This is a genomic window from Vibrio sp. 10N.247.310.24, assembly GCF_041467175.1.
In the GTDB taxonomy this organism is placed as follows: domain Bacteria; phylum Pseudomonadota; class Gammaproteobacteria; order Enterobacterales; family Vibrionaceae; genus Vibrio; species Vibrio tasmaniensis_A.
Map to the genome: position 1 here is coordinate 95,069 of NZ_JBFSUD010000008.1, position 11,949 is coordinate 107,017.

The window sequence follows — 11,949 nt, forward strand, 5'->3', positions numbered from 1 at the left end:
TGTACTAAGGACAGTTATGGATACAACTACACTCATCTACGATACATTGGAAGGTCTGTCGAGCGCAAAGCCACAGCAACACGCTCAAATCCGCCAAAATCTATATAACCAATTAGATTTATCATTTGAGAAGCAGTTGGCTTTGTATTCATCAGTTCTTGGTCCAGCAAGTGCTGGTAGATTGACCGATTTGGATAGCGCAGTGATGTCTGCACGCAAGATTGTTGGCTTAGAAAACAGCTAAGTAATCTTCAACCGCTCTCAACTTTAACGCTGCCACTGTGCAGCGTTTTTTATGGATGCCATTTACGATAAGTACCGTTGGTTACGATGAATGCAGTTAGGTACGATAAATACTGTTAGTTAAGATCAGTTCAATAAGGTCTGTTTTTCAAGTTACACGCATTCTCATTTGGTTAATCTTATGTTCCATTTTTAACAGGTGTGCAACCTCAACAATGGCGCTAATGTTAGTAGCACGTTAACCACACATCGGATTGAAGAATCATGAGAGTACTTATTGAATATACACAAACAGGCAAATACCGTGATCATGCGTGGGAAGCACTAACTATTCGTTCCAAGGGCGAAGTTCAAGCTGTGACTCCCTCTTATGCGGCTCAACTTATCGAACAGAACCGCGCCAGCTTATCGACTACTGAAAATCAAGATATCGTCATCCAACCATAATGAGTTTAGGAACTATCCCTCCCGGTTCTTAAACTCTCTGTTTTACTCGCTTTAGTAATCAATACGATACTGAGTAAAACAGAGTTTGATGACATAAAAAAACGCTGCACGGATGCAGCGTTTTCTTGTTTCTAGCGTATCTTGTCTCTAACGTAGAGAGCTTCTAACATCGATAGCTTCTAACGTAGATAACCTACGCAGAGAGTTTGACTATTTTGGCAGGTTCTCTAACGCATCAACCATCGTCATTAACTTATCGACAATTCGTTCACCATCCATTCTCAAACCATTGTGCTCATACTCGTTGGTAATCCACGCTTTTGAGTTTGGAATGTTCGCCAGTGTTTCGCGGCTGTAATCCAGCTCTACGTACATATCGTCAGCGTAAACTGCGCATGCCATTGGAACCGTATTCTTACTCAGCTGCTCTGCGTTGTACAAAGCGCCCCAGTCCGACTTCTCGGCCAACATATTTGCCGCTTCACGTAATGGCTTAAGCGTTTCTAGTTGGTCGAACATCCATGGGTACACCATTTCTCCGGTAAACCAGAACTCGCTACCCGATTGATAGTTAAAGTGTGGGTACTGCTCGCGTACTCGGTGTGCAGACCAGTTAGACGCTGCACCTTGGCAGTAAATCGATTCATGCAAAATAGCGTAGATTGGGTTCGTTAGGTAGCCCTGCTCTTGCTGCATTTGATTTAAGAAGCTGTAGCTCAACTGCTTGCTTCCGTTCACTTCAACAAACGCACTCTCCAGTGTGAAATACATTGGAAGGTTTGCTTCGCCGCCACCAAGATTAATACCTATTAGCTGGAACTGTTCAACTGTAAACACCTGACCGTTTGGCAGTCTCACATCATTGTTAAGCAGGTAATCAGAGATCTCGCGACACATCGCTTGTGCTTGTGGGAATTGAGCAAAGAAGGCTCTGTTTTTGTCTTCTACACGCTTGTAAGTCGCACGATAAACATCGTCAGCTTCGCGTTCAATAGAAGGAATGCCGCCAGTCACATAACAACGCTGCAAGCTCTGTGGGAACAGCGACAAATAGCTCAGTGTACAGAAGCCACCAAAGCTTTGACCAATCGTCGACCATTGCTTAATACCAAACTGTTCACGAATCGCTTCAGCGTCACGAACGATGTTATCCGCTCTGAAATGCGTTAAGTACTCAACTTGTTGTTCTGGAGACAGATGGGCCAACGTTTCATGGCTGATCACCGTGCTGTTGCCTGTACCACGTTGGTCAAGAAGCAGAACACGATAGTTTTGTAATGCACGCTTTAGCCAACCTGATTGACCGCTCACTCGTGGAGATGGAAAGCCTGGGCCGCCCTGAAAGTAGATCAACCACGGCAGCTCTTGCGCATCTTTAGCGAGATCAACCAGCTCACGTGCGAAGACTTGGATCTGTTGTCCATCTTTTGCTTGGTAATCGAGTGGCAACTCAAATGAGTGCTGACGATACAGGGTGGTTCCATCAATAAAGTTAGCTTGCACGCTTCATTCCTTTTTTATCTGATTCTAAAGTCATCGGTACGAATAAAAACGGCGCCCTTTGGCACCTTCCTTAGCAAGATACGCATACTAGCTTGTAAATGAAACCGTTTGTTTAACATGATTGTGAAGGTGCTTCATTAAATCGCCCAATTAGCTTTATACGCGTAACAACTTGTTTCAAAACAGGAGGCTTAAGGGGCGGTCTATTGAGAGAAATGATGAAAACGGGAGGCAAATAAAAAGAGCTTAACGAGGTGAGGATACGTTAAGCTCTTTGGTTTTATCTGTGTTGATAAACTAACTGGCTTACTCGCTGTTAATCTATCGAACCTATTAGTTCTAATGAACCTATTACATCTAGCAACTACGAAGCCGTCAGTTCACCGGCACCTTGAGTCGAGCGTTCGCTGCTCTGAACTAGGATTGCGGTAGCGGTCTCTTTCAGTGCCGCCCACTCCCCATCATCAACCTCAATGCCATCGTTCCACGCTTTCTCTTGAGTTTTAAAAAGCGCTTCTGATTCAATGTGTGTTTGGTAGCCATCTGACAAACGTTCGATATCGAAATCCTGGACGGAAAGTTCGATGGTCATATTGTGGATATGTTCGTACGATGCCAGTGGCAAATCTGATAAAAACAGTTCTGGAGCAACGCAACCACGATTAAGAACATACAAAGTACTCTTCGGGTTAGAACCGTTATCCCAACGTGCCATGCACGCAATACCTTTCGCAGCTAACTTTACAAGCTCGCTGTACGCCAACCAACGGTTGTGGCAGTTATTTAGCTCAATTTTCAGTGTCTTCTTGCCAACCATTTTTTCAATCGAGTAATCCATAATCACAGGAAGATGACACGCCAAACTCGCCTTGTGCAGGTCGACTTCAACCGTATTATCGCTGCGCACTTGAATATCGACAGGGCGGTCGTCTTCTAGCCCGATGAAGTTGCTCGCACTGTTAAAATGACGAACACCATCCAAGCCCACCATTTGTAAATCTGCCACCATGTTCGCTATCACATCAGCTTCACCACATGTACGACGCATACCTAAAAAGGCTTTATTGACGGCCGCTACCAGTTCATTGTGAGAAACGATCATAACGATTTACCTCCATGTTGAGCGTTGATATATGTAGTAGCTTTTTGTGAGTCAGCGAGCTCTGCTTCACTTGGTGCTTCACTTGGTAAGACTGGGAACACCCATTCATCCTGATGAATCTCATCAAGCAGCGGTGCGCCTTGGAAAAACGTGACTCGAACCCAACGGTCTGAGCGAGGATCAAACTTAGTCGCACCAAACATCGCTAGCTTACAACGCAGCAAGTGCATTGGTGGCGAATCTTGATGCAGCACATTCATTTGAATGTCGCCCATCGCTTTGTTACCCAGCGTCCACACACGGCGCGCAATTGCACGGTGTTGCGGCTGTTTAACAAGGAACTCAGCCAATGAAAGCTCAGGCGCGAATTGCAATAAAGCATGGTACAAACGGTAAGCTTGACGGCCAATATCCAACGGCAGTTCACGCTCTTCACCTAGCTCTTCACCTCGAACACCGAGTCTTGGCTCTTCTTTGTCTTGAGAGCGATACCAGAACCAGTAGTTGTTTTCTGCTTTAGTAAAGTCGGTCGTGATCGCCCAGCGATACTTCTCTTCTAGTACAACCAGAAGGTCTTGAATCTTTTTGCCGCTAGGAAGCGACAGTGTTTCGCTGCAATTCATTTGCTCTTGATGGGCGTCCACTAATTCTGGGTACAATTCCATCAAGCATGAGATAAGGATTTCTTGGGCTTCCATACTCATGTGCTTAGATTGTTCGACTAACTGTGCCCATGTATCGCACAGGCTGACAGAAGCTTCTAATGATTGTTCTGTGTGCTTCAAGTCATCAACAGCAGCTTTGTTGAGCTCTTGCTGTGTTTCATTGATGGTAACGACTTGTTCTAAATGACAAATCGCTTTTTTAACTAAGGTACGCAGTGGCTCGATCAACGCCGTATCAGTCTGACTGGACAACACGTCCGCCAATGCATGTTCACGGGTTGTCATCCACTGATCGACAATACTAGGGTGGTTAATCAGGTATGGCGCCATACCTAAACCAGTCGCATTACCAACACCAAGGTAACGTTGTAATCCTCGATGCAAGGTAATCGCTTGTTCACCGCCCTGTTGTTCGGCTAGGTAATGAACCCAATCTAGGCTGAACTCACGCAGCATATAAACTGCACACATTTGCGCACTGAATGACTGATTAAAATCTTCATTTTTCTCTAAGATTTTAAAATCTGCAATGCCAAATTTGCCATTACCATAAACGGCAGTGGTTCGTAGGATGTAGCCTACTTCAGCGAGTTCTTTTGGCGTTGGTTGAACACCTTTCGCCAAGTGACTCACGATGTGTTCAAACACACGTACACTTTTGTTTGCACGCGCTAAAACAAGTACGTTATTTGGATTACGGCCGGCTTCTTGAAGCGGTACATTCGCACGAAGTCTTTCAAGTAGGGTGACATCAACATCACCAAGAACAAGCGCAAACGTTACGTCCCACTTTTCAGCAATTACACGGTCATTTCGTTCGTCATCTGCAATTTCATCGCAAAAAACAACCAAATGATAAACATGGTTTGGCGTCGCTAGCTTATAGATAACATGACCAAAACCTTGAGCGTCTAATTGCCACTCATGTTTCGTCACTTTCCACTCTTGCTGCGCCATTTTACGAATCAGAGTTCTCACAAAGCTGATGCGTGTTTGGTGCATCGCACCTAGCCTTTCCGGTGCCATGACAACCGTTGCGTCACGTAATGCTGATTCAGTGTAGGTAGAACGATGTGCATCCATTTTGCTCACCACCTTATAGTTATAGGATTTTGCTAGCCATTCAGAACCGATCGTTGCCGTCATTTGAAGCATTCGTTATTACAGTATGCTGGTTAGCTTTCACGTTATGTGGGGCAAGCGAGCTCGCCCCTTATTATTTGTCCTGACTAGATCGATTGACCTAAATACTTTGCCGTCCGGTGTATCTTCACCAGTACGGTTTTGCTGTTCCTTTCGGAATTTTTTCATCAGCCTTCTTTCGAAGGCTGATTTGTTCTTATTCAATCAGTTTCTTTTTTACAGAGCTCTTGTCTTACAGAGCCCTTTTCTTTAAAAAATCTGCTCTTTAAAAAACCTGTTCTTTAAAAACCTTGCTCTTTTGCCATCTTGATTGCGATTTGAGGCGCATTCCAAAGCGATGGCAGTAAGATTATGGACACCGGTACCGCTGTGATTACAATGAACGATTGCAGCGCAGAGATTCCGCCTGAACCTAGGGAAATCAGAATCAATGCTGTTACCCCCATCATCACACCCCAGAAAGTACGAATAATTGCGTTAGGCTCTGTCTCACCACTGACTACCACACTGATGGTGTAAGTCATTGAGTCACCTGTCGTTACGATGAAGATCGTCGTCAAGATCAAGAACAGAATAGAGATAAGCATTGGCATTGGTAGTTGCTGAGTTACTGCCAGTAGCGCGCCAGGTAAATTGAAGCCTTCGAACGCTTTACTTACGCTGCCTGGGTCTGCAATTTCAAACGCAAGGCCAGAACCGCCAACAATGGTGAACCAGAAACATGTTACGAACGGTGCAATAAGACTGATGGTTGATACCAACTGGCGAATACTACGGCCGCGTGAAATACGTGCGATGAAGATTGCCATCATTGGGCCGTAACCTAAGAACCAACCCCAGAAGAATACTGTCCACCAGCTCAACCAACCTTCGTCACCACGGTATGTTGCCATTGGGATGAAGTTATCTATCATGCTGCCTACACCTTGGATGTAGCCATTGAAAATGAAGTTTGTTGGGCCGAAGATCAGAATGTAGACCATCAATGCCATTGCTAAAATTACGTTGTAACGGCTTAGCATTTGCATCCCGCGGTTAAGACCACTTAATGCAGACAATGTGTAAAGAACGATAGCGAACAAGATGATGATCAGCTGTGTCGTGAAGCCATCTGGAATACCAAACAGTTCGTTCAGGGCGTAGCTCACTTGTAAGCCTAAGAAGCCAATCGGACCGATGGTGCCCGCTGCTACTGCAACAATACAACATGCATCAATCAATGCGCCTGTATGGCCTTTCAGCGCTCTTTCACCTAATACAGGGTAAAGAAGAATACGAGGTTTAAGCGGTAAGCCTTTGTCGTAGTGAAGGTGCATAACCACGATAGACGTTAAGCTACCAACGATTGCCCATGCAAGAAAACCCCAGTGCATGAAGGATTGTGATAGAGCATTCACCGCGCCTTGTTGTGCATTTTCTTGTGCGCCATACAACGGAGGTGGGCTCACATAGTGCGCGATAGGCTCTGCTGCCGCCCAAAATACGCCGCCACCCGCAAGTAGTGTACAGAAGATGATTGCCATCCAGCGAAAGCCATCCATCTCAGGCTTATCGATGCCACCTAGGATAACCTTGCCTGTTCGCCCTGCCGCTAGGCCAAGACCAATAAGAAAAGTCAGAAGAAGAAGCATTTGCCAATAAGGGCCGAACACTTTTACAGACCAAGCAAAACCCGTGTTTACTAGGCTTGATAACAGCTCGCCATCAAACAAAGCAAGGGCTACGAACAGAGCAATAAAGCCGCCGCTGTACCATAGTGCTGGGTTGGTTAGTCCTAATTTGTCTGAAGTAGATTCAGACTGTGTATTATTGTTTGCTGTGTTTGTTTGACCCGCATTTACGTTTGAAGATTTCACGCTATTGGTTAAATCAGACATACTCTGACTCCAGAGGTTTCTTTGCAGCTGTCACTTTAATGATGACTACAAGAGGTGTATTTAACACCTGCCCTATTGTTTTTTGTGTTGGGCAGGCTAATCCATGTTTGGGTTACCGCGTTGCGAAATAGACCGTTGTTCCTTTTGAATAGTGAAATTGGTTAAAACAGCACGTCTAAATGAACGTTTATTAGAAGGCTGCTAATTCGATGATTGCTAGTGAAAAAACACTTAACCCTTGCTTTGAGGCTCTAGGCCATCTTTCAAGAAGTTAAACCAGTTTTCTCCCAAGACTTCCCCAGCTTCAGACTCGCTGAAACCATGGCGCATCAATCCGTTATAGATGTTTTCCATACCCGCACTACCACAGAACCAAGGCAGCGCATCTGGCCAACCTGAGTTGTTTGCAGAGCCTTCGCCATAGTCCATTGCTTTAGACCAACGACCATTTCTCATCCATTCAAGAACGGCTTGAGGTTGGTTTAAGCATAGGTCACTACCAATACCTAGGTGTTCTACGCCAACCATGTCAGCAGTCGTTGCAACCATTTGGCAGAAATCTTCCAACGTACATTGGCTGCCGTTTGGTAGGTGGAATGGGTATAAGCTGAATCCGATTAAGCCACCGCGTGCGGTTAGGGCTTTAATCACATCGTTTGATTTGTTTCGTAATGCATCATGAGCAAACGTAGGGTTCGCGTGGCTGATACAAATAGGACGAGAAGACAGGTCAATCGCTTCAAGTGTTGAGCGTTCAGCGCTGTGTGACATATCGATGATCATGCCCACTCGGTTCATCTCTTCGATAGCCTGTTTACCAAAGCGCGTGATGCCTGTGTCGTTCTGCTCATAACAACCTGTCGCCAGTAAGCTTTGGTTGTTGTAAGTAAGCTGCATGATCAAAAGACCCTGCTGACGCATCACTTCGATAAGACCAATCTCATCATCGATTGGCGAACAGTTTTGAGCACCTAGAAAAATGCCGACTTTGCCTGTCGCTTTTGCAGTTTCAACATCAGCCATTGAATGAATCGGCATGATAATGTCTGCATTTTGCTCGAATCTTAGGTTCCACTCAGCAAAGCGAGATAAGGTTTCACGAGCTGTCTCGTGGTAAACCGCGGTAGCGTGAACTGCTGTAATGCCGCTCGCCTTTAGTGTTTGGAAATATTCTCTGTTCCAATTGCAGTATTGCAATCCATCTATAACAATCCGTTGCTGGTACATAACCACTCCTATTGAAAGCTCAGTGTTCTAGCTCGGTTTTGAAAACACGCTCAAATAACATGTTTTCAAAAATGGGTTAAATCACTTACTGGGTGCTCAGTCTTTGAAATCTACATTGATTGAGCGTAATTGGGTTTGGATGTTGGCCTGACTCTGTGAATCAGGCCAATTCGATAGCTGGATAGCTAGAGACTTAATATCTTCAGCTATCCAATTCTTATATAGAAAGCTGCTTAGTAAGGACGCTGGTAAGCTGTCTTCACCACGGTGTAGAACTCTTTCGCGTATTGACCTTGCTCACGAGGACCGAAGCTCGACTCTTTACGACCACCAAACGGTACGTGGTAATCGGTGCCTGCTGTTGGTAGGTTCACCATCACACAACCTGTTTGCGCTTGTTGCTTGAACATTGCGCTAGTACGTAGGCTTTGAGTAATGATGCCGCCCGTTAGACCAAAGCGAGTATCGTTTGTTGTCGCAATCGCTTCTTCTAGGTCAGCGACACGAATCACGCTTGCCATTGGTGCAAACACTTCTTCTTGGTTCACTTCCCAATCGTTCTTAGTGTTCAAGAACAGCGTTGGAGACATGTAGAAACCTTCGTGTTTCATGCTTAGGCGTTCGCCACCGAATGCTAGCTCACCGCCGCTTTGACGTGCTTTTTCAACCCAACCTAGGTTTGCTTCAAGTTGGTTTCCGTCAACAACAGGGCCCATGAACACGCCGTCTTCTAGTGCGTGACCCACTTTCAGCTCGCTCATACGTTTGATTAGTGCTTCAACGTATTGGTCGTGAATGCCATCCATAACCACTAGACGAGAAGATGCTGTACATTTTTGACCTGCGCCAGAGAATGAACCTGCAATCGTTGCATCAACGGCTGTTTGGATATCAGCATCATCTGCAACCACAAGTGCGTTCTTGCTGCCCATTTCTAGTTGGCAACGAACGAAGTTTGGTGCTGTAGCCGCCGCAACCTTACGACCTGTATCAACAGAACCAGTAAAGCTCACACCGTTCACTTCTTTAGAGTTGATCAGTGCATCACCTACTTTTGAACCACTACCTAGAACAAGGTTGAACGTGCCTGCTGGCATGCCTTGACGGTGGATGATTTCAGTTAGTGCAACCGCACTTGCTGGTGTTAGGTTTGCTGGTTTCCAGATAACGCTGTTACCGAAAGCAAGCGCTGGAGCGATTTTCCAAGCTGCTGTTGCCGTTGGGAAGTTCCAAGGAGAGATGATGCCGATAACGCCCACCGCTTCACGAGTCACTTCAACCGAAACGCCAGGGCGTACTGATTCTGCGTTGTCGCCAATTTGACGAAGTACTTCTGCCGCAAAGTACTGGAAGAACTGACCTGCACGGTAAATTTCGCCACGACCTTCAGCAAAAGGCTTACCTTCTTCACGAGAAAGCAACGTACCTAGCTCATCACAACGTGCAATCAGCTCATCACCGATTGCTTGAAGTACTGCTTGCTTACGTTCAATCGGCGTTTTTTCCCACTCTGGTTGAGCGTGCTTTGCCGCTGAAATCGCCTGTTGAACTTGGTCAGCACTTGCTTGTGCGAAGTTACCGATGTTTTCTGAAATATCTGATGGGTTAATGTTCGCAACGGTGCTTACACCCGCTTGCCATTCGCCGCCAATATAAAGTGCGTTTTCTGCTTGAACATTCTGTAATTGAGTCATCATTCTGTCCTTGTAACGGTTAGGTTGCGTTTGAGCCTGGCAACCATCTGATTAATGAATAAAACGTTAATTTATATAAGAAATAACGTTTAAATCTTGTATCTAAAACTGAACCAAGACGCTTGTATCAATAAAGATCTTTACAGACTAATTTCTTTACAAACAAATAACTTTAATCCGCAAATTGCCTCAGTTCACAGTATCTTTATTCAGGTTGAGAGGCTGATGCGTAAACCACGAACTCAACCAACATTTCTTCTCTTGCTAACCCTGCAACGACGACCGCAGCACGGTTTGGATAAGGTGCATTGAAGTATTCTCCGTATACGCTGTTGACCGTTTTTAGATATTCACGGTCTGTCACGTAAATCAGAACTTGCAGCACTGAATCCATAGATTCGCCTGCACACTCCAACGTATGAACAAGGTTGTTAAAAGTCTGACGCGTTTGCGCTTCGATACCGCCTTCTACTACTGCGCCAGTTTCATCAATTGGAATCTGCGCTGTGTATAGAGTGCCGTTATTAACGATTGCCCACTCTAGTGGTGCTTTTGAAGCGAAAAGCTCGGTTTTTACTGGGTGTTTTTTAGTTTGTGCGTTCACGATTCCATCCAACTTTGTAACAACTATGTTTCAAGATGGTTAAATACTGCACCTTGACGGCTGATAAATCTAACGGTAAATTTTGTGCATTTGATAAATAAAATCTATCACCTTTAAAAAAGTAAGGTATAGCAAGGCCTAGAGAAGGATTCCTGTCATGAGTATTAAGCTACAACAGTTAAAACATTTTGTTTTAGTGGTCGAAGAAGGCGGATTTAGAGCGGCATCTCACCGAGCAAATCGCTCGCAAGCGGCACTTTCAACATCGATAAAAGAGCTAGAAAAAATTCTCGGCCAACCACTGTTTGAAACGGGCAACAAATCGACGCTGACACCTTTTGGCGAAATATGTTTACCGAAAATCATTCAATTCTTAAATGTTTACAAGGCATTAGATAACGACCTCCGTGCTGCAGCAGCTGGCCAACAAGGGCGAGTTCGAATAGCGAGCGTGCCTTCAGTGGCCGCAAAACTAATCCCTAGTGTTTTAGGGGCTTTTTGCGAAAAGTACCCCAATGTTGAGGTCAGCTTAATTGACGATAATGCGGCAGGTGTGGAAGCGAGATTACTCTCTGGAGAGGTGGATGTTGCCCTCGGAAATAGCTCCCATTTAGAAGAAGAGAGCATCGATTTCACGCCTTTGCTCTCTGACCCTATTGGTGTGGTCTGCCTCAAAGACAACCCCATCGCCTCTCAACGAGAGGGAATAGAATGGCAAACTTTGTTAAAACAACCCTTCATTCGCAACGGTACTTGTACTCTACTCGACCCAACTCCGGCACGAATGCTCAGCGAACAAGCTTTGTATTCAGTCGAGAACATTACTTCGTTGTTTTCGGTGTTAGAGCTTGGGATAGGCGTGACCACGCTGCCTAAACTGGCTTTTCCAACCAATGAAACCCGCTTGGTGTGGATTCCGTTGATTGACCCACCTTTACAGCGTCAAATCGGTATTTTCAGATTGTCTGATCGTACGATCTCGCCACAAGCGCAGGCTTTTCATGACTTATGTATTCAATATTTAAGTTATGAGGACTAATAGAGGGGCATGATTGAGTTTGTTTGCTTAAAAAGCGGTTGATAGAGCAACACATCAAGAAATTCCAGCTCGAATCTCCAGACTTTGGCCTTTCTATCTTGGGCTTAGTGCCCTAACCTTCAGATTTTTGCCCTATCTTCAGCTCCTTACATCCATGTGAGGAGCTGAATTTCTTCCGTCATATTCATCTTAAACGCCTATTTTCCGTTTCGAATCGCCAGAAAGACGTTAAGAATGAAGTCGTGACAAACTATTTTGAAAAATAATCACTTCCAGATAGAGAACGCCGTATAGATAAATCACTCAATGCACGAAGGCTTTCATCGCTGATTAAAACTAGCTTTATCCACTGGCTTTGTTGCGTAATTAAATTTAAAGATAGAACAACCCCGTTTCGCGTATTTC

The 11,949-nt window shown here is 45.0% G+C and carries 10 protein-coding genes; 3 read left to right on the top strand and 7 right to left on the bottom strand.

Going from position 1 to position 11,949, the window contains the following annotated elements:
• Positions 1–16: 16 nt before the first annotated feature.
• Entirely contained in the window at positions 17–244 is a 228-nt protein-coding gene (locus AB6E08_RS04305; protein WP_004730426.1) for a PAS factor family protein, read from the top strand.
• Between the two features lie 263 nt (positions 245–507).
• Positions 508–690: a hypothetical protein gene (locus tag AB6E08_RS04310; RefSeq protein ID WP_017102586.1), complete on the top strand. Its 183-nt coding sequence runs from the start codon at positions 508–510 to the stop codon at positions 688–690.
• Between the two features lie 210 nt (positions 691–900).
• On the opposite strand, the gene AB6E08_RS04315 is transcribed toward AB6E08_RS04310, so the two are convergent.
• The 7 genes from AB6E08_RS04315 to AB6E08_RS04345 form a co-directional block, all read right to left on the bottom strand.
• Entirely contained in the window at positions 901–2,193 is a 1,293-nt protein-coding gene (locus tag AB6E08_RS04315) for an alpha/beta fold hydrolase (RefSeq protein ID WP_372065945.1), read from the bottom strand.
• Between the two features lie 364 nt (positions 2,194–2,557).
• Positions 2,558–3,295: a DUF3726 domain-containing protein gene (locus tag AB6E08_RS04320; RefSeq protein ID WP_009844939.1), complete on the bottom strand. Its 738-nt coding sequence runs from the start codon at positions 3,293–3,295 to the stop codon at positions 2,558–2,560.
• Positions 3,292–5,106, bottom strand: coding sequence for a hypothetical protein (locus AB6E08_RS04325; RefSeq protein ID WP_372065948.1), 1,815 nt, complete (start codon positions 5,104–5,106; stop codon positions 3,292–3,294). Before AB6E08_RS04325 ends, AB6E08_RS04320 begins: the two co-directional genes overlap by 4 nt.
• A 278-nt stretch (positions 5,107–5,384) precedes the next feature.
• On the bottom strand, positions 5,385–6,980 hold the full coding sequence (locus AB6E08_RS04330; protein WP_004730416.1) for a BCCT family transporter: 1,596 nt from the start codon (positions 6,978–6,980) through the stop codon (positions 5,385–5,387).
• Positions 6,981–7,211: 231 nt separating this feature from the next.
• Positions 7,212–8,207: a membrane dipeptidase gene (locus tag AB6E08_RS04335; protein ID WP_372065951.1), complete on the bottom strand. Its 996-nt coding sequence runs from the start codon at positions 8,205–8,207 to the stop codon at positions 7,212–7,214.
• A 233-nt stretch (positions 8,208–8,440) separates the two neighbouring features.
• Positions 8,441–9,901 (bottom strand): aldehyde dehydrogenase family protein, encoded by a 1,461-nt coding sequence (locus AB6E08_RS04340; protein ID WP_004730413.1) that lies wholly within the window; start codon positions 9,899–9,901, stop codon positions 8,441–8,443.
• A 205-nt stretch (positions 9,902–10,106) separates the two neighbouring features.
• Positions 10,107–10,505: a RidA family protein gene (locus AB6E08_RS04345; RefSeq protein WP_004730412.1), complete on the bottom strand. Its 399-nt coding sequence runs from the start codon at positions 10,503–10,505 to the stop codon at positions 10,107–10,109.
• A gap of 157 nt (positions 10,506–10,662) precedes the next feature.
• Between AB6E08_RS04345 and AB6E08_RS04350 the strand changes: the two genes are divergently transcribed.
• The gene (locus AB6E08_RS04350; RefSeq protein ID WP_009844936.1) at positions 10,663–11,544 is read left to right on the top strand and encodes a LysR family transcriptional regulator; all 882 of its coding nucleotides are present in this window, start codon (positions 10,663–10,665) and stop codon (positions 11,542–11,544) included.
• Positions 11,545–11,949: the final 405 nt, after the last annotated feature.

What these genes read in the sequence shown, in the direction of transcription:
- AB6E08_RS04305 (WP_004730426.1), top strand. Translation starts at nt 17, where the DNA reads ATGGATACAACTACACTCATCTACGATACATTGGAAGGTCTGTCGAGC.
- AB6E08_RS04340 (WP_004730413.1), bottom strand. Translation starts at nt 9,901, where the DNA reads ATGACTCAATTACAGAATGTTCAAGCAGAAAACGCACTTTATATTGGC.
- AB6E08_RS04335 (WP_372065951.1), bottom strand. Translation starts at nt 8,207, where the DNA reads ATGTACCAGCAACGGATTGTTATAGATGGATTGCAATACTGCAATTGG.
- AB6E08_RS04330 (WP_004730416.1), bottom strand. Translation starts at nt 6,980, where the DNA reads ATGTCTGATTTAACCAATAGCGTGAAATCTTCAAACGTAAATGCGGGT.
- AB6E08_RS04350 (WP_009844936.1), top strand. Translation starts at nt 10,663, where the DNA reads ATGAGTATTAAGCTACAACAGTTAAAACATTTTGTTTTAGTGGTCGAA.
- AB6E08_RS04325 (WP_372065948.1), bottom strand. Translation starts at nt 5,106, where the DNA reads ATGACGGCAACGATCGGTTCTGAATGGCTAGCAAAATCCTATAACTAT.
- AB6E08_RS04310 (WP_017102586.1), top strand. Translation starts at nt 508, where the DNA reads ATGAGAGTACTTATTGAATATACACAAACAGGCAAATACCGTGATCAT.
- AB6E08_RS04320 (WP_009844939.1), bottom strand. Translation starts at nt 3,295, where the DNA reads ATGATCGTTTCTCACAATGAACTGGTAGCGGCCGTCAATAAAGCCTTT.